An 18,362-nucleotide genomic window follows, 5' to 3' on the forward strand; every position below is an offset into this window, starting at 1 on the left:
CCTATACCTCTCTCGTAAAAAGGGGCGCCGAAGCGCCCCTCTCATCCCTCCCAGAATGGGCAGTGGTTAGGAGGTCTCCAACTCGCCATTGTCGATCTGCTCTTGCTCGATCGATTCAAACAGCGCTTTAAAGTTCCCCTCCCCGAAACCGTCATCGCCCTTGCGTTCGATGAACTCGAAAAAGATCGGGCCAATCACGGTTTTCGAGAAAATCTGCAACAAAATGCGCGTCTCGCCGCCGTCGACCACGCCTTCGCCGTCGATCAAAATGCCGTGTTTTTGCATCCGGTCCAGCGGCTCTTCATGGCCGGTCACACGGTCCTTACTCATCTTGTAGTAGGTCTCGGGCGGGCCTGGCATGAATTTCAGCCCGTTGTCGGCAATCGCATCCGTGGCGTCGTAAATATTGCGCGCGCCCACAGCGATGTGCTGGATGCCCTCGCCGTTGTATTTCTTCAGGTAGGCCACGATCTGACCTGTCTCCCCCCGGTCTTCGTTGATCGGAATGCGAATGCGCCCGCAGGGCGAGGTCAGCGCGCGGCTGGTGAGACCGGTGAACTTGCCTTCGATGTCGAAAAACCGGATCTCGCGGAAGTTGAACAGGTCGCCGTAGAACTTGAACCAGACGTCCATATTGCCTTTGTGGACATTGTGCGTAAGGTGATCGAGGTAGTAAAAGCCCACCCCCTCCGGCTTGGATTTCGCAACCCAGTCGTATTCCCAGTTGTAGGGCGAAGTGTCGTAATACTGATCGACGAAATAGATCAACGAGCCACCGATCCCCATGATCGCGGGCACGTCCAGCACCTTGCCCTCGCCCTTATACTCCTCGGCGCCCTTGGCCACCGCATGTTCCAGCGCCTTTTGCGCATCGACCACACGCCAGCCCATGGAGGGCGCGCAGGGGCCGTGCTCTTCGACAAAACGCGCGGCAAAGCTTTCGGGGTCGTGGTTCAGCACGTAGGTGATGTCACCCTGCTGCCAAAGTTCGATCTTCTTGGTCTTGTGATTGGCAACATGGGCATAGCCCATCTTGGTAAAGACATCGCGCAGCGCCTGCGGATCGGGGCTGGCAAATTCGACAAACTCAAAACCATCGGTGCCGGCGGGGTTCTCTGCCGTGATGGTCGATTTCGGGGCGTCATGTGGGAAAGGGCCCATGTCAGTCTCCTTTGCGTTTGGGATTTGCCTCATAATACGACGCTCGCCCTGCGCAGTTTGCGCATTTTGCGGCATGGTTGTGGTCTTCTTCACGTGGACAGCGCATACTACATCCAAACCACGCGGGAATTGCGCATTATGTTGGACGAAACAGACCGGCGGCTGCTGACAGCATTGCAAAAGAACGCTCACCTCACGGCGCAGGAGCTGGGCCAACAGCTTAATCTCTCCTCCAGCCAAGCCGGACGCAGGCGGCAGCGGTTGGAGGCAGACGGTTATATTCGCGGCTATCATGCCCGGCTTGATCCGGTGCGGATGGGGCTCAACGTACAGGGCTTTGTGCAGGTGCATCTGGGCACCCATGGGCCGGAACATTCGGCCAGTTTTGCGCGGCTTATGGCCACCCGTCCCGAGATTGTGAGCGTCTGGACGATGACGGGGGATGCGGACTATCTCCTGAGGGTCTACTGTGACGATCTGCCAAGCCTTAACAGGCTCATTCACGATGTCCTTCTGCCGCATCAGGCCGTTAGCCGGGTGCATAGTCAGATCGTCATGGACCAACTGAAACAGGACGGGCCGCTGCCCACTTGACCCTGAGAGAGGACCGCAATGGAAGGTTTCCTGTTCCAAGCCTCCGTCTATCTGGCCGCCGCCGTGATCGCCGTGCCGATTGCCGCGCGATTGGGTCTGGGGTCGGTGCTGGGTTATCTAGCCGCAGGCATTCTGATCGGCCCGGTGTTAGGGCTGGTCGGGTCCGAGACGAAGGACGTGCAGCATTTCGCCGAATTCGGTGTGGTTATGATGCTGTTCCTCATCGGGCTGGAGCTGGAACCCCGTGCGCTGTGGGACATGCGGCATCGGCTACTAGGCATGGGCGGATTGCAGGTGCTGCTGTCGACGGCTGCCCTGATGGCCATCGCCATGGCCTATGACCAGCCGTGGCGCGTGGCGCTGGCGATTGGTTTGACACTCTCACTCTCCTCCACTGCGATCGTGCTGCAGACCCTTTCGGAGAAAGGGTTGATGCGAACGCAAGGGGGCAGATCCGTCTTCTCGGTGCTGCTGACCCAAGATATCGCGGTGATCCCGATCCTCGCCTTCCTGCCGCTGCTGGCGACAGGGCTTGCCGGGGGGATCCTGCCCAACGGGGCCATTTCGCTTGATCCTCAAGAGGTTGAGAATGCGCATCTGAGCGCAGAGGCCAGCCACGCCAATGACGCCGCCCATGCCGCCCAGACCTTTGTACAAAGCCTGCCCGGCTGGGGCGTGACACTGGTGACCATTGGGGCCGTGGCGGCGATCATCCTCGTCGGTATTTACCTGACCCGGCCCGTGTTTCGCTACATCCACCTCGCCAAACTGCGCGAGATGTACACGGCACTGGCGCTGCTGATCGTGGTGGGGATTTCTTCGCTGATGACGGTGGTCGGCCTTTCGCCTGCTCTGGGCGCTTTTCTCGCCGGTGTGGTCTTGGCCAGCAGCGAGTTCCGCCATGAACTGGAGACTGACCTTGAGCCCTTCAAAGGGCTGCTCTTGGGGCTGTTCTTCATCACTGTGGGCGCGGGGATCAACTTTGTCCTGCTTTTTGAAGAGCCGTTGATCCTGATCTGCATGGCGCTTTTGGTCATCATAGTAAAAGCGCTGATCCTGATGGTGCTGGGGCGCCTATTCCGCCTTAAAGGGCGCGATGGCTGGTTGTTCACCTTGGCGCTGGCGCAGGCCGGCGAATTTGGGTTTGTGCTGGTCAGCTTCTCCCTCGCCACCGGGGTCATGCCGGACCCGATTGCCGAGACGCTGCTGCTGGTGGTGGCACTCACCATGCTGATCACGCCTTTGCTGTTCATCCTCTATGATCTCATCAGCAAGCGGCTTGATGACAGCAGCCCCATTGTCGCGGATGAAATTGACAGCAGTGGACCGGTAATCATCGCGGGCGTGGGTCGGTTTGGTCAGATGGTGAACCGCATGGTGCAGGCCAGCGGTTTCGCCACTGTCGTGCTGGACCACAATCCCGAGACCATCGCCGTGATGCGCCGCTTTGGTTTCAAAGGGTTTCTGGGAGATCCAACACGGCCCGACATCCTGCGCAAAGCGGGGCTGCAGGATGCCAGCGTGCTGGTGGTGGCCCTTGATGATCCGAAGGCTGCGGTGTCGCTGATCTCCTACGCCCGGAAGGAGAACCCTTCCCTGCATATCGTCACCCGTGCGCGCGACCGTACCGAGGTTTACCGCCACTATCAGGCCGGCGCCAACGACATCGTGCGCGAGATGTTCGACAGCTCTCTACGTGCAGGCCGCTATGTGCTGGAAAATATGGGGCTTTCAGACTTCGAGGCAAATGAAGCACAAAAGCTTTTCTACGCCCATGACCGCGCCTCGGTCCGTGAATTGGCGGCACTTTGGCGGCCCGATGTGCCGCCCTCGCAGAACGCGGCCTATGTCGCCCGCGCCAAAGAGTTGCAGAAAGACCTAGAGACTGCCTTTTTGAACCTGAGCGAAGACAAAGCCAAGAAAAGCGCCTGACGCGGCGGCCCGAAACGGGCCGCCACAGACCGTTTTAGGCGTCGCTGACGCCCGCCTCGGCAAAGGTTGCCATGCCTGCGTGGCAGGCGAGTGCAGTCTTTAGAATGCCGATCGCCAGCCCCGCGCCGGACCCCTCCCCCAGACGCAGGTTCAATTCAAGCAGCGGTTCCTTGTCTAGAGCCCCCAGCAGGCGGCGATGGCCGCTTTCCGCGCTGAGATGGCCCGCAACGGTGTGCTCCAACGCCCCCGGTGCACTGCGCACGAGGCAGAGCGCCGCAGCACAGCAGATAAAGCCGTCAAGGATCACCGGGATGCGCAGCTCACGCGCACGCGCCATGGCCCCGGCCATGGCAGCCAGTTCGCGGCCACCCAAACGGCGCAGGGTTTCAAGCCCATCGCCTTTGTCCCCATGCAGGGCCACAGCTTCGGCCACCACCTCGGTCTTGAGCGTAAGTCCCGCGTCATCCACACCGGTGCCGCGTCCGGTCCAGAACTCAGCCCCGCCGCCCAAAAGCGCGCTGGCTAGAGCTGCCGCAGATGTGGTGTTGGCAATTCCCATTTCGCCCACGACTAAAAGATCGGCGTCGACATTCACCGCCTCCCAACCTGCCCGCAGCGCGTCAACAAATTCATCTTCCTCCATTGCCGGTTCCACGGTGAAGTCCTTAGTCGGCCTGTCCAAGGACAGCGGGACCACATCAAGACTTGCCCCATTCACCCGCGCGATCTGGTTAATCGCCGCCCCGCCGTGCTGGAAGTTCGCCACCATCTGCGCTGTCACTTCAGCCGGGAACGCCGATACACCCCGCGCTGCAACGCCGTGGTTGCCCGCGAAAACAATGATCTGCGGCGCTGTAATCTCAGCCCGTGCGCCGCCGCGCCAACCTCGGTACCAAATCGCCAGATCCTCCAACCGGCCAAGCGCGCCGGGGGGTTTGGTGAGGATGCTATCATGGGCCCGCGCTTCTTCCATCGCGGTACTGTCGCAATCGGGCATGGCGCGCAGAAGACTGCGAAATTCGGTAAGACTGGCGAAAGACGTGTTCATATGCGGCCCTTTGCGGATTGATATCCAACCGTTTCTAGCCTTAGCCTGTCGGTACTGAAAGTGCCGAAGGGGCAAAATAATGGCCATTCCTGACATCACCGCCCTCAGGCAGGCCTTTCGCGCCCGCGATATCGCCGTGGCCTTCGCCTTGCTGACCCGCCTGCCCCTGCCGCATTTCCATTTCCAGACCGAGCCGCACCGCCCCCCGGCCCGCAGCGCTTGGGCCTATCCGCTGGTGGGGATCGCCTTGGCGCTGATCGCCGGGGCCGCGGGGCTGGTGTTGACGTGGATGGGGGCAACCCCGCCGCTGGCAGCGGCTTTCGTGCTGTTGGCGCTGGTGATGCTCAGCGGGGCGATGCATGAGGACGGTCTCGCCGATTGCGCCGATGGCTTCTGGGGCGCTTGGACCGCTGAAAAACGTTTGCGCATCATGAAAGACAGTGTGATCGGCACCTATGGCGTCGTGGCGCTGGTCCTCTCGCTGCTGCTGCGGTGGTATCTGATCAGCGAGTTAATCACCGATGAGGCACTGATCTGGGCACTGGTCATCGCCGCCTGCGGCTCACGCTCCGCGATGGTCTGGGTGATGGACAGCCTACCGACGGCGCGCCGCGACGGGCTGTCAGACCGCACGGGCCGCCCAGGCGAATTGGCGACGGCGGTGGCGGTTCTGATCGGCGTGGTGGTGATCGTGGTGGCACCGGTCGTTTCGGCGTGGCGTTTGGTATTGCTGGGGCTGCTAGCCGCGCTGGTGGTGCGGCAGATCGCCAAACGCAAGGTTGGTGGGCAGACCGGCGATGTGCTGGGCGCGACCCAACAGGTGACCGAGATTGCGCTGCTGACCGGCTGTCAGATGATGGCCTACGGCTGGCAGGCCATTCCCTAACAAAAAACCGCGCCCTAAGAGAGACGCGGCTTGATCTCAACGTGCGAAGCCCTTAGGCGGCGACGCGGCTTTCCAGCACATCGCCAACCTGTTTCGCGGCGGCAAGTTCATCGCCACCCGAAACAGCGGCCACTTCGCGGGTCAGACGCTCAAGTGCAGCTTCGTAAAGCTGACGCTCGGAATAGCTCTGCTCGCGCTGGTCGTCGGTACGGTGCAGATCGCGCACAACCTCGGCAATGGCGATCAAGTCACCGGAGTTAATCTTTTGCTCATACTCCTGCGCGCGGCGCGACCACATGGCACGTTTAACCTTGGCCTTGCCCTTGAGGGTCTTCATCGCGTGATTGATCACGTCGGGCGTGGACAGCGCACGCATGCCGATTTCGGTCGCCTTATGGGTCGGGACCCGCAGGGTCATCTTGTCTTTCTCAAAGGAAATCACGAACAGCTCCAGCGCGATGCCGGCCACTTCCTGCTCCTCAATCGAGACGATCTGACCCACGCCATGGGCGGGGTAGACAACGAATTCATTGGGGCGGAAATCAAGCTTCTTCGATTTGGTCATATAGATCGCTCCTTGGCGCGCGGGGGATGCCCCGCCATTAACTCATATACCTGAACAGCACGTAAAACGCATGCGATGCGCAGCCTGAACGGCCTGCGATCGGGTGCGTCTAATCTAGAATTGTGAAGTCAACCTTGGCAGCGGGGTCGAAACATTATCTGGCTCGTGTGTTACAGCTTGCAATCATCATAGCACAGAATCACGCCATCCGAAAGCTTCCCCAAGGTCAACTTGGTGAATTTCTGGTCGTTTCAGGGGTTTAGCTCGAAAACCTAAAGCCCCTTGAGACCCCGAAAAACGCGAATCAGCGGAGATCAGCCGCCTTCGCCCGGCTTTTCGGAGAAGAGCTCCATCTTGCCTTCTTTGCCGTCCATCTCCTCTGCCTCGGGCAGCGGGTCTTTCTTGGTAATGATGACAGGCCAAAGCTCGGAATACTTCCGGTTAAATTCCACCCATTTCTCCATATCCGGCTCAGTGTCCGGACGGATGGCATCAGCGGGGCATTCCGGCTCGCAGACACCGCAGTCGATGCATTCGTCGGGATGGATCACCAGCATGTTCTCGCCTTCGTAGAAGCAATCCACCGGACATACTTCGACGCAGTCGGTGTATTTGCAGGCAATGCAGGCGTCATTCACGATATAGGTCATGCGGGAAACTCTGGCTGGGTGTATGGAGGACTAGCTAAACCGGTGCGCGGGATCATTCAAGGTAGCGCGCCTTAGAAAGATCAAGCTGCCTACGGTCACGCTTGGTCGGGCGGCCCTTTCCCTCATATCCGGGATTTTCGGGCTGTATGTCCTTTGGTTTTGGCTGTGGCGGGGACAGATCGGTGTAAAGCATTTGTGCCTCCGGCGCGGGACCACGGCGCTGGCCGATGGCTTCGATCCGGATCACCCGAACGTGATCGCCCTGCGCGAAGGTCAATACATCACCGGGGCCCACATTGCTGGCGCGTTTTTGCGTGGGCGTACCGTTGATCCGCACCGCGCCGCCCGCCACCTGAGTGGCAGCGAGCGAACGGGTTTTGAAAAAGCGGGCGTGCCACAGCCATTTGTCCAGCCGCAGTTTCGCGCCCGCCTCCACTTACTTGTCGTCCTTCAGCCCCATCAGCGCTGCCGCAAAGGGGTTGTCGGGGTCGATCTGCTTTTCCTTGCGTGGCGGACGGGCCGAGAAGTTCTGTGCCTTGCCACTCTTGTCGCCACCGGGCTTGCGCCCTTTGCCCTTGGCAGGCTTGCTACGTGACTTCCCCTGTCCCTGGTTGCGATCACCGCCGCGCCGGCCACCACCTGCATTGCCACGCGGGCTGCGCGCCCATGTGAAGATGTAGTAGGTTTCCATCTCCGGCCCGGCGACATCGGCGTCGGGGGCTGTGCCCTGCGGGATTTCTTCCGCTGGCACTTCGGGAATGTCGGCCTCAACCTCAGTGTCTTCTGCTGCAACGTCGGCCATCGGCGCGATACCGTCGTCAGGCATCTGTGCCACGTCCGCCGGGCGGTCATCGGGGTTGGTTTCATCCGAGGGGGTCTCAATGATACCGCCCGCTGGCTCTTCCGCTGCCACATCCATGATCGGCTTATCCGCCGCGTCATCCGCCGCGAGATCACTGTCGAGCTTTTCAGGGACGTTGGTATCTGCAGAAGCATCCATCGCATTATGGCTGCCGTCTTTGGGCATCACCACATCGACAGGCTTGACCTTAGTGCGCTCGTCTTTCTCAGCCTTATAGCCAAGCCCCTCCATCAGGTCAGCGAATTGCTCAAGCGTCATGCCGGTGATCGAGAGCATGTCGGGTTTGGCCTCAAATCCGCCACGAGAATCCTCTGCGCGCAGCATATCTGCCAGACGCTCTAGCATATCAATGCGGATCGCGCGTTTGCCTGCATTGCGGTAGCCCGACATCGTCTCGGCCCCTTCGGGCGCGCCCGCTTCAACGGGGATGGTCACCAGACCGGGAGGGGGCGATTCAGGGAATTCGTTCAGCCCTTTGGTCAGCGACCACAGCACCAAGCGCAGACGGGTCGGCGCGGGCTTCAGCATCAGCGGCATGAAGATCGTGAACTGACCAAAGCGAATGCCATGTTTGCGCAGCGCGCCACGGGCGTCTTGGTCGAGCGACTTCACATCCTCAGCCACCTGAGCGCGCGGCAGGATGCCAAAATTTTCCACCAGTTGAAAAGCAAAACCTCGCGCCAAGCCGGTCAGCGTCTCATCTTTGCTGAGCCCCAGAAGGGGTTCGAACAACGCGGCGACCTTGCGGTCGATGAAGTGTTGCAGACGACGTTTCACCTTTTCCGCCACTTCGGGACCGGCGATATCGTCAACGAAGACCTCAACCTGCGGCTTCAGCGCATCGCTGCCAGCGGTCAGTTTACCAACCGCGGCGCTGCCCCACATCAGGCCGCCCTGTTCGGTGAAATCAATCTCTGTATCCGGCGCGTTGTAGAACCGATCGGCGCGCAGATGGAACTGCGGAGCCAAGGCCTGCAAGGCTGCGGTTTTCACCGTCTTGTCCTCGGCCGCACCTGCGCCTTTGTCCACCCGAAAGCGGAACCCGTCCAGCTTGCCTACAAATTCACCTTCAACGGTGACTTCACCGGTCTCGTTTACATCGGCCACCATGGCTTCCTTCTGTCCAAGCCGGCGCAACAATACGGATGTACGCCGATCTACAAATCTTTGAGTCAAACGCTCGTGAAGAGCATCCGACAAGCGGTCTTCTACGACACGCGTCGTGTCGCGCCAATGACTTTCGTCCTTTGTCCAGCCTTTGCGCTGTGCAACGTAGGTCCATGTGCGAATAAACGCGAGTCGTTTGGATAACGCATCAATGTCCCCATCGGTTCGATCAATTCTCTTGATTTGTCGTGCGAGCCAATCGTCGGGGATATATCCGCGCTGGTGCAGGTCGTTAAAAATGGTCTCCAACAGCCCCGCATGTTCGGCATGGCTGATGCCGCGAAAATCGGGAATGCGGCAGACATCCCAGAGCAAGCGTACGGACGCGCCGTCGGTCGCGCGGGCAAAAACTTCGTCGACCTGCGCAAGCGCCTTAAGCGCCTTCAAGTCGTCGGACTCGCGCGCCCGAACAAGGCGCTCGTCCTCTGGGGGCATCTCCAAGGTTTGGATCAGTCGATCGATACTGCCAAATTGCAGCGCGTGGTTGCGCCAGTTCACCTTGTTCTGTGGAGTGAAGTTATGGTCCATGATTGCCCGCGCCACCCCGTCATCTAGCGCGGGCGCATCGCCGGTGGTACCAAAGGTGCCCGACTTGAACCCGCGCCCTGCCCGGCCCGCGATCTGCGCCAACTCATTGGGCGCAAGTGGACGCATCCGCCGCCCATCAAATTTGCTAAGCGCCGAGAAGGCGACGTGATCGACATCAAGGTTAAGCCCCATGCCGATGGCATCGGTGGCGACCAAATAGTCGACTTCTCCGTTCTGGTACATCTCTACCTGCGCATTGCGCGTACGTGGTGAAAGTGCGCCCATCACCACAGCTGCACCGCCCTTTTGGCGGCGGATCAGCTCAGCGATGGCATATACATTCTCAACTGAAAACCCGACAATAGCGCTGCGCGGCTTCATCCGGCTTATCTTTTTCTGACCAGAATAGACCAATTCGCTCATCCGGTCGCGGCGCATAAAATCGACACCCGGAACCAGCGCCGCGATGGTGCCGCGCATCGTATCAGACCCCATGAACAAGGTCTCATGCAGACCACGCGCCCGCAGCAAGCGGTCGGTGAACACATGGCCGCGCTCGGGGTCGGCGCAGAGCTGAATCTCATCAATGGCTACGAAATCCGCGCCCATCTCTTGGGGCATCGCCTCAACCGTGCAGACCCAATACTGCGTGCGCGGCGGCACGATCCGCTCTTCGCCCGTGACCAGCGCCACGACCGATGGCCCGCGCGCCTTGACGATCCGGTCATAGACTTCACGCGCCAACAGCCGCAGCGGCAGGCCGATCACCCCGGTCCGGTGCGCCAGCATCCGCTCGATTGCATAGGTCGTCTTACCGGTATTTGTCGGGCCGAGAACGGCCACGACGCGCTTGTTGCCTGCCACCTGTTTATCCTTGAATTAAAGCTCGCGTCCGATGCCGTCCCGGCGCAGCCCCTCAAGGGCCGACCGAGCGTCTTCGTGATGCGGGTTGAGGGCCAGCGCTTTGCGGTACATCTCCGCCGCACGGCCCAGATCTCCAAACTCCTGCAGCATCACGGCAAGGCCGAAGATCGCGTTATAATTGTCGGGGTTCAGCGCCAGCGTCCGCTCAAGATCATCCAGCGCAGGACCATAGAGGTCAGCCCCATAATAGGCCTGCGCCCGCGTATGAAACCCTTCGGCAAAATCGGGGGCATGGTCGGTCAGCGCCGTCAAATGCTCAATTGCCTGCCGCGGATCACCGTCCGCCATGGCCTCTCGCCCGCGCGCCAACAGCAAATCCATCGCAGCCGAGCCTGACCGCTGCCAATACGCCTCGATCTCATGAGCGATCCCGGGGGCTTCGGCGGCAGGTGCCTTGCGCAGCTTTTGCATAAGCTCTGGCGGGGCCATTTCGGCCACGGCCATGCCCGCAAGCAACACAAAGCTACCAACTGCCGCAACGGTATGTTTGAGGTTGACGGGTATGATGCGCATAACAAAACTGAATGTAACAGGCTGCCGCCGCAATTCCAGACGTAGCGGGGCCAAATGCCAAAAAAGGGCGAGCGATGAGCGATATTGTGAACGAAGCGGTAGTGGTGCTGAACGAAAAGCTGGCCGGCAGCGATTTTGACGGCACGGCCAAGTTCGACATCGAAGGTGAAGGCACCGTGATGATGGACGAAAACGGCGCCCGCGCCGCGGATGAAGAAGCCGACGTGACGCTCAGCGCCGACACGGAAACTTTCCAGTCGATCCTTGAGGGCGACACCAACCCGACATCCGCATTCATGACCGGCAAGCTCAAGATCGACGGCGATATGGGCATGGCGATGAAACTCGCCGCTGTTCTCGGCTGATGCAGCTGGACCCGGCCCCGCTTTACACCGATATCGCCCCCGGCCCCGAAGGGGGCCAAGCCCATTGGGCCGAGACATCGGATGGCAAGCGGATCAGGCTGGGTCATTGGCCTTGCGCTGGCGCGCGCGGCACTGTGCTGCTTTTCCCCGGACGCACGGAGTATATTGAAAAATATGGGCTTTGCGCCGCCGAACTGGCGCGGCGCGGCCTTGCCACCATGGCGATCGACTGGCGCGGTCAGGGTCTTGCCGACCGGATGCTGCCGGACGCGCGGATCGGCCATGTGGATGTTTTCAGTGACTACCAGAAAGACGTCGCCGCCATGCTGCGTGCCGCGCGCAGCTTAAACCTGCCGCGCCCCTATTTTCTGCTGGCCCATTCCATGGGCGGCTGCATCGGGCTGCGTGCCGTGATGGAGGGGCTGCCGGTTCAGGCCGTGGCCTTCACCGGCCCGATGTGGGGCATCTATGTCGCCCCCCGGTTGCGCGCTATTGCGTGGTCTTTGGCGCAGTTCATGCCGCGGGTCGGCCAAGGCCACCGCCTGCCCCCGGGCACCAAGATCGACGCCTATCCGGCCATAGCCCCTTTCGAAGACAATCTGCTGACCACTGACCCCGAAATGTACGACATGATGCGCGATCAACTGGCCGCGCATCATGAGCTCAGCCTCGGCGGCCCCAGTTTTGTCTGGCTGCGCGAAGCTTTAGCCGAGACGAAGCACCTCGCCGGGCGCTCGGCACCCAACATTCCCTGTGTCACCTTCCTTGGCAGCAACGAACGTATCGTCGCCACCGACCGGGTGCACGCGCGCATGGCACAGTGGAAAGGCGGGCGGTTGGAAATCGTGCCGGGCGGTGAGCACGAAGTGCTGTTCGAAACCCCGGAGCTGCGCAAACCGATCTTCGACGGGCTGGAAAAGCTCTATCTGGGCAATATTACCGGATAACCCCTCGCCCGCGTCATTTTCCTGTGCAATCGGCCCGCGCCGCCTAGATTGCTTGGCATGACACGCGAACCCGTCCTTAGCTTCACCGAAAACGGCATCTACTGCGCCGCCGGTGACTTCTACATCGACCCTTGGCGCCCCGTCGCCCGGGCGCTGATCACCCACGGCCACGCCGACCACGCCCGCGACGGGATGGGCAGCTATCTGGCCACTCACGCCGCGCTGCCGGTAATGCGCCACCGTCTGGGCGAGATCGCCATCGACGGCATCGCCTATGGCGAGACGCGGCAGATCGGCGGGGCGACGGTTTCTTTCCACCCCGCCGGCCATGTGCCCGGCAGCGCGCAGATCCGGGTCGAGGTCGGCGGCGAGGTCTGGGTTGCGTCAGGCGATTACAAGGTGATCGACGACGGCATGTCAGAGCCTTTTGAGCCGGTCAAATGCCACCATTTCATCACCGAAAGCACCTTTGGCCTGCCAGTCTTTCGCTGGGCGCCGCAGGTGGACGTCGCGGCGGATATCAACGCTTGGTGGGCAGGTTGCAAGGCGGCTGGAAGGACGGCCTTCCTCGGGGCATATTCTCTCGGCAAGGCGCAGCGGCTCTTGTCGATGCTCGATCCAGAAATCGGCCCGATCCTGACCCACACGGCGGTTGAGAACACCAATGTGGTGCTGCGCGGTCAAGGCATCACCCTGCCCGGCACAGTGCTCGTCACCCCCGACCTCGCCCCCAAAGAACACCCCGGCGCGTTGGTGCTCGCCCCGCCTTCGGCCTTGGGCAGCCAATGGGCGCGGCGGTTTGGACCGCAGGAGAGCGCCTTCGCCTCAGGCTGGATGTCGCTGCGCGGCGTACGCAGGCGGCGCGCGGGGGACAGGGGATTCGTCATTTCGGACCATGCGGATTGGCAAGGGCTGCTTTGGGCAATCCGCGAAACAGATGCGGAAAACATATATGTGACGCACGGTTACACGGATATCTTCACGCGATACTTGAACGAGCAAGGCTGGAACGCGCAGGTCGTTCCGACCCAGTTCGACAGCGACGGAGGCGACAGCGAATGAAGGACTTTGCCGCTCTTTTCAACGCCGTAGACCAGACCACCAAGACCACGGTCAAAGTCGCCGCGCTTGCCGACTATTTCACCACGGCTGAAGAAACCGACAGGCTTTGGACCGTCGCCCTCTTTTCAGGCCGACGTCCCAAACGTGCGGTGACGACAACGCGCCTGCGCGAATGGGCGTCTGAGGCGTCCGGCGTGCCGCTGTGGCTGTTTGAGGACAGCTACGCCATTGTCGGGGACTTGGCCGAAACCATCGCATTGGTCCTGCCCCCGGTCGACAGCACCGACACCGGGACGCTGACTTCTTGGATCAACGCCCTGCGCGGGCTGAAAGAGGAAGACGACGCGGCGCGCAAGGCGTTTGTTCTGTCAGCCTGGCAGCAACTTGGCGGCACCGAACGCTTCCTCTTCAACAAGCTTATCACCGGCGGTTTTCGCATCGGCATCAGTCAAAAGCTGATGACCCGCGCCCTGTCACGCGCCACCGGACGGCCCGAGCCGGAAATGGCGCATCGCCTGATGGGAAATTGGCACCCTGATGACGTCACATGGCACAGCCTGATCGAGGCCGAAGACGCCAGCGCCGACGCCTCACGCCCCTACCCTTTCTACCTCGCCTATGCGCTAGAGGACGGGCCGGCAGCCTTGGGCGACCCGACCGACTGGCGGGCGGAATGGAAATGGGACGGCATCCGGGGTCAATTGATCCTGCGCGATGGGAACTATTTTGTCTGGTCGCGTGGCGAGGAACTGATGACCGACCGTTTCCCCGAACTCGCCCGCGCTGCTGACCACCTGCCCCCCGGCACGGTGCTGGACGGCGAGTTGCTGGTCTGGCAGCCGGAGGCCGAGTTCCCTTCATCCTTCAACGCGCTACAGGCCCGCATCGGACGCAAGACGGTGCCGAAAAAGCTGCTAAAAGAAGCCCCCGTGGTACTCCACGCCTACGACCTGCTGGAATGGCAGGGCGCGGACATCCGCGACCGCCCCTTCGCCGACCGCCGCGCGCTGCTGGAACAGGCCGCCGACGATCTGCCCGCAGACGCGCCCGTGCGCCTTTCGCCGCAGCATCAGTTCACCGAGTGGAACCAACTGGCCGACCTGCGCGACACCGCCCGCGAGGCCCAAGCCGAGGGGCTGATGCTCAAACGCGCCGACAGCCCCTATCTTTCGGGCCGCAAAAAGGGCGACTGGTGGAAATGGAAGCTCGACCCGCTGACCATCGACGCGGTGATGATCTACGCGCAATCGGGCTTTGGCCGCCGGGCAAACCTTTTTACCGATTTTACCTTCGCGGTCTGGAACGGCAACGATCTTGTCCCCTTCACCAAAGCCTATTCGGGCCTCACGGACGCCGAATTCCGCTCGATCACCGCTTGGGTGCGCAAGAACACTCTGCAACGCTTTGGCCCGGTACGGCAGGTTACCCCGCATCATGTCTTCGAGATCGCCTTTGAGGGCATTCAGCCCAGCCCGCGCCACAAATCCGGTGTGGCCCTGCGTTTTCCGCGGATGCTGCGCTGGCGCAAGGACAAGCCGCTGCAAGAGGCAAACACGCTGGATGACCTGAAAGAGATGCTGCGCATCTACGGATAGGTTGTTCCCGCCCCTAAGGGCGCATAGATGTGACGAAACGCAAATGAGGTACACCGATGTTTCAGCTTCCCTTCCCGCTTCGCGACGCCAATGCCACTGCCGGGGGCAAGGACCTTGGCAATCTGCCGGAATGGGACCTGAGCGATCTTTACACGAGCGAAGATGCAGCGGAACTGAAGCGCGATCTGGACTGGTTGGAAGAAGCCTGCGCGAGCTTTGCAGCGGACTACGAAGGCAAACTGGCCGAGTTGGACGCCAAGGGGCTGCTCGACTGCGTGCTGCGTAACGAAAAGATCAATCAGGTCGCCGGGCGCATCATGTCCTACGCGGGCCTGCGCTATTACCAACTGACCACGGACTCGGGCCGCGCCAAGTTCATGTCCGACATGCAGGAAAAGATCACCGATTATACCACGCCGCTGGTGTTCTTTACATTGGAGTTGAACAAACTGCCCGACGATCATCTGGCCAACCTGCTCGACCAAGACCCCGATCTTGCACGTTACAAGCCTGTGTTTGACCGCATCCGCGCCATGAAGCCTTATCAGCTGTCCGACGAAATGGAGAAATTCCTCCATGATCTCGGCGTCGTCGGCGATGCTTGGGAACGGATGTTCGATGAGACCATCGCCGGCCTGGAGTTCGAGGTCGATGGCGAGACACTGACCATTGAGGGCACGTTGAACCTGCTCACCGACCCCGACCGTGCCAAGCGCGAGGCGGGTGCGCGGGAGTTGGCCGAGGTACTGGGCGCCAACATCCGCACCTTTGCCCGCGTTCACAATACGCAGGTAAAAGAGAAAGAGGTCATCGACCGCTGGCGCGGGATGGAGACGCCGCAGACCGGGCGGCACCTAAGCAACCACGTAGAGCCCGAGGTCGTCGAAGCCCTGCGCAACGCTGTGGTTGAGGCCTACCCGAAGCTAAGCCACCGCTACTATGAGTTGAAGCGCAAGTGGCTCGGCCTTGATGTGATGCAGGTCTGGGACCGCAATGCGCCGTTGCCGATGGAAGACCCAAAGGTGGTCAATTGGGCGCAGGCCGAAGAGACCGTGATGGAAGCCTATACCGCCTTCGATCCGCGCATGGGTGAATTGGCCAAGCCGTTCTTCACCAAGGGCTGGATCGACGCAGGCGTGAAACCGGGCAAAGCACCGGGTGCCTTTGCGCATCCCACCGTCACCAACGTGCACCCCTATGTGATGCTTAACTACTTGGGCAAACCACGCGACGTGATGACGCTGGCACATGAGTTGGGCCACGGCGTGCATCAGGTTCTGGCTGCCGATCAGGGCGAAATGCTCTCCTCTACTCCGCTGACGCTGGCCGAAACCGCGTCGGTCTTCGGCGAAATGCTCACCTTCCGCAAAATGCTCGACAAGGCCAAGACCCAAGCCGAGCGCAAAGTGCTGCTGGCAGGCAAGGTCGAGGACATGATCAACACGGTCGTGCGCCAGATCGCCTTCTACGATTTCGAGTGCAAACTTCATGAAGCGCGGCGTGGCGGGGAGCTGACCCCCGACGACATCAACGCGCTGTGGATGTCCGTGCAGGCGGAAAGCCTTGGGCCTGCGTTCGAGTATATGGAGGGCTACGAAACCTTCTGGGCTTATATCCCCCACTTCGTGCATTCACCCTTCTACGTCTATGCCTACGCCTTCGGCGACGGGTTGGTGAATGCGCTCTACGCGGTCTATGCCGAGGGTGAAGCGGGTTTTGAAGAAAAATATTTCGACATGCTGAAAGCGGGCGGCTCGAAGCACCACAAAGAGCTTCTGGCCCCCTTCGGACTCGACGCTTCTGACCCGGCTTTCTGGGACAAGGGGCTTTCGATGATCTCTGGCATGATTGACGAGCTTGAGGCGATGGAATAAAGCCTCAGCGAGCCGCGTGAGGGTCACTGGCTGACCCTCACTGCACCACGACATCCGATGTTGCCGCGCCTACTTTAGCTGGCTGTCTTTCGATCCGCGTCGATTGATCCCGCCGCGGAACTGCTTTTGGCCGTCACGTTCTCGCACACAATCGATGCAAAGCTTCACCCCCGGCAGCGCAATGCGCCGCGCTTCGGGGATCGGCTCTTCGCATTCGGCGCAATGGGTCAGGCTTTCGCCCACCGGAGCGCGGCGCGCTTTAAGCCGTGCAAGCTCGTCCGTAATAGATGCTTCAATCTGCTCGCTCACCGCGCCATCGCGCGCCCATCCCCCTGCCATGTCACGCCCTCCTATCGGGAATTGCTGCTTTATCTTGATTGATATGGGTCAGACGCGCGCCACGTCACGCTTTATTCGCGCCAGACGGGAGGCTACGTTTCGTCCCATTCATTAGATGGGACGGGACATGCGTATTATCAAGATCATCCTAGCCGGGCTGCTGGCGGTCGTTTTATTGGCCGCTATCGGGTTTTTCGCCTTCGCGCCGGCCTATGTTGAAAAGTCCCGCAATGCGGTGGCAGCACATGACCCCTACCCCGTCTCTGACGCCGCACGCGCGCTGCATGGACAGATGATTGTCGGCGATTGGCACGCAGACCCGCTTCTGTGGGATCGCGATCTTACTCAAAGGGGCGCCTATGGTCAGGTTGATGTGCCAAGGCTTCTTGAAGGCGGCGTGGCGCTGCAGGTCTTTACCGCTGTGACCAAATCGCCCGCCGGGCAGAATTACGAAATCAACTCAGCCGACGCTTTCGACAATATCACCGCACTCGCGGTCGGGCAGCTTTGGCCGGTCCGCACATGGAACAGCCTGCTTGAACGCGCGCTTTATCAAGCGGAACGTCTGCATGAAGTCGAAGCGGCCCTGCCGGACAGGTTTCGCATCATCCGCAGCCGCGCTGACCTTGAGGCGCTGGTGGCCGAACGCAAAGCGGGCAAAGCGGTTGTCGGCGGCATTTTGGGCATTGAAGGTGCGCATCCTCTTGAGGGGGACCTCGCCAATCTCGACCTGATCGAAGCCGCCGGGCACCGCGTTATCGGGCTGCACCATTTCTTCGACAATGAACTCGGCGGGTCGCTGCATGGGCAGGGCGATCACGGGCTTAGCGACTTTGGCCGTGCGGTTGTGGCAGAGGTGGCCAAACGCGGCATGGTGCTTGATCTGGCCCATTCCAGCCCGCAAGTTGCCCGCGATGTTCTTGAAATGACAAAGATTCCGCTGGTTGTTAGCCATACCGGCGTGCGTGCCCATTGCGATGTGAAACGCAACTTCCCCGATGATCTGATGCAAGAGATCGCGGCCACGGGCGGTGTGATCGGCATGGGGTATTGGGACGAGGTGGCCTGCGGTGACATCCGACCCGAGGGGATTGCCAGAATGATCGTCAAAGCAATTGAGGTGGTCGGGATCGACCATGTCTCGCTTGGCTCTGACTTTGACGGCTCGGTCGCAACGGCTTTTGATACGTCGGAAATGCCCGCCTTGACGCAAGCCTTAATAGATGCCGGACTAACCGAGACGCAGATCCGCAAAGTGATGGGGGAGAATATGCTCCGCGTCCTACGGGCCCGGCTGAACTAACAGGCATAAAAAAGCACCCCCAGAAGGGGGTGCAGTTGCTAGGCATT

General features: G+C 60.8%; 17 protein-coding genes. 9 read left to right on the plus strand and 8 right to left on the minus strand.

Annotation, left to right across the window (positions count from 1 at the left end):
* Positions 1-66: 66 nt before the first annotated feature.
* The gene (hppD, locus tag K3759_RS10725) at positions 67-1,161 is read right to left on the minus strand and encodes a 4-hydroxyphenylpyruvate dioxygenase (protein WP_259981715.1); all 1,095 of its coding nucleotides are present in this window, start codon (positions 1,159-1,161) and stop codon (positions 67-69) included.
* A gap of 138 nt (positions 1,162-1,299) precedes the next feature.
* On the opposite strand from hppD, the gene K3759_RS10730 reads away from it, so the two are divergent.
* Together K3759_RS10730 and K3759_RS10735 are read left to right on the plus strand one after the other, a co-directional pair.
* Positions 1,300-1,755, plus strand: coding sequence for an Lrp/AsnC family transcriptional regulator (locus tag K3759_RS10730; RefSeq protein WP_173487698.1), 456 nt, complete (start codon positions 1,300-1,302; stop codon positions 1,753-1,755).
* 18 nt (positions 1,756-1,773) lie between these two features.
* Positions 1,774-3,687, plus strand: a complete 1,914-nt coding sequence (locus tag K3759_RS10735; protein WP_259981717.1) for a monovalent cation:proton antiporter-2 (CPA2) family protein — start codon at positions 1,774-1,776, stop codon at positions 3,685-3,687.
* Between the two features lie 34 nt (positions 3,688-3,721).
* On the opposite strand, the gene cobT is transcribed toward K3759_RS10735, so the two are convergent.
* Positions 3,722-4,735: a nicotinate-nucleotide--dimethylbenzimidazole phosphoribosyltransferase gene (gene cobT / locus K3759_RS10740; protein WP_259981719.1), complete on the minus strand. Its 1,014-nt coding sequence runs from the start codon at positions 4,733-4,735 to the stop codon at positions 3,722-3,724.
* A gap of 79 nt (positions 4,736-4,814) precedes the next feature.
* Here cobT and cobS point away from each other — a divergent pair, with 79 nt between their 5' ends.
* Complete coding sequence (cobS, locus tag K3759_RS10745) at positions 4,815-5,621, plus strand: adenosylcobinamide-GDP ribazoletransferase (RefSeq protein WP_259981721.1); 807 nt, start codon at positions 4,815-4,817, stop codon at positions 5,619-5,621.
* Between the two features lie 52 nt (positions 5,622-5,673).
* Here the strand turns inward: cobS and K3759_RS10750 are convergent, their stop codons facing one another.
* From K3759_RS10750 to K3759_RS10770, 5 genes are all read right to left on the minus strand, one after another.
* Entirely contained in the window at positions 5,674-6,186 is a 513-nt protein-coding gene (locus K3759_RS10750; RefSeq protein ID WP_007120274.1) for a CarD family transcriptional regulator, read from the minus strand.
* A 314-nt stretch (positions 6,187-6,500) separates the two neighbouring features.
* Positions 6,501-6,836, minus strand: coding sequence for a ferredoxin FdxA (fdxA, locus tag K3759_RS10755; protein WP_067262482.1), 336 nt, complete (start codon positions 6,834-6,836; stop codon positions 6,501-6,503).
* A gap of 52 nt (positions 6,837-6,888) precedes the next feature.
* A complete protein-coding gene (locus K3759_RS10760; protein ID WP_259981723.1) occupies positions 6,889-7,272 on the minus strand; it encodes an RNA-binding S4 domain-containing protein in 384 nt (127 codons plus the stop codon).
* Positions 7,273-10,257: a helicase-related protein gene (locus K3759_RS10765; RefSeq protein WP_259981724.1), complete on the minus strand. Its 2,985-nt coding sequence runs from the start codon at positions 10,255-10,257 to the stop codon at positions 7,273-7,275.
* Positions 10,258-10,272: 15 nt separating this feature from the next.
* The gene (locus tag K3759_RS10770) at positions 10,273-10,830 is read right to left on the minus strand and encodes a tetratricopeptide repeat protein (protein ID WP_259981725.1); all 558 of its coding nucleotides are present in this window, start codon (positions 10,828-10,830) and stop codon (positions 10,273-10,275) included.
* A gap of 74 nt (positions 10,831-10,904) precedes the next feature.
* Between K3759_RS10770 and K3759_RS10775 the strand changes: the two genes are divergently transcribed.
* The 5 genes from K3759_RS10775 to K3759_RS10795 are packed head-to-tail and all read left to right on the plus strand — an operon-like array spanning position 10,905 to position 16,673.
* Positions 10,905-11,195: an SCP2 sterol-binding domain-containing protein gene (locus tag K3759_RS10775; RefSeq protein WP_259981726.1), complete on the plus strand. Its 291-nt coding sequence runs from the start codon at positions 10,905-10,907 to the stop codon at positions 11,193-11,195.
* The gene (locus K3759_RS10780; RefSeq protein WP_259981728.1) at positions 11,195-12,142 is read left to right on the plus strand and encodes an alpha/beta fold hydrolase; all 948 of its coding nucleotides are present in this window, start codon (positions 11,195-11,197) and stop codon (positions 12,140-12,142) included. Before K3759_RS10775 ends, K3759_RS10780 begins: the two co-directional genes overlap by 1 nt.
* Before the next feature lie 57 nt (positions 12,143-12,199).
* Entirely contained in the window at positions 12,200-13,204 is a 1,005-nt protein-coding gene (locus tag K3759_RS10785; RefSeq protein ID WP_259981729.1) for a ligase-associated DNA damage response exonuclease, read from the plus strand.
* A complete protein-coding gene (locus K3759_RS10790; protein WP_259981730.1) occupies positions 13,201-14,799 on the plus strand; it encodes an ATP-dependent DNA ligase in 1,599 nt (532 codons plus the stop codon). The genes K3759_RS10785 and K3759_RS10790 overlap by 4 nt, the downstream gene beginning before the upstream one ends.
* 56 nt (positions 14,800-14,855) lie before the next feature.
* Complete coding sequence (locus tag K3759_RS10795) at positions 14,856-16,673, plus strand: M3 family oligoendopeptidase (protein ID WP_259981731.1); 1,818 nt, start codon at positions 14,856-14,858, stop codon at positions 16,671-16,673.
* Positions 16,674-16,742: 69 nt separating this feature from the next.
* Here the strand turns inward: K3759_RS10795 and K3759_RS10800 are convergent, their stop codons facing one another.
* A complete protein-coding gene (locus K3759_RS10800; protein ID WP_259981732.1) occupies positions 16,743-17,012 on the minus strand; it encodes a DksA/TraR family C4-type zinc finger protein in 270 nt (89 codons plus the stop codon).
* Positions 17,013-17,139: 127 nt separating this feature from the next.
* Between K3759_RS10800 and K3759_RS10805 the strand changes: the two genes are divergently transcribed.
* Positions 17,140-18,315 (plus strand): dipeptidase, encoded by a 1,176-nt coding sequence (locus tag K3759_RS10805; protein ID WP_259981733.1) that lies wholly within the window; start codon positions 17,140-17,142, stop codon positions 18,313-18,315.
* The last annotated feature ends 47 nt before the right edge of the window (positions 18,316-18,362 follow it).

The sequence above is a fragment of the Sulfitobacter sp. W027 genome, from assembly GCF_025143985.1.
Classification (GTDB): domain Bacteria; phylum Pseudomonadota; class Alphaproteobacteria; order Rhodobacterales; family Rhodobacteraceae; genus Sulfitobacter.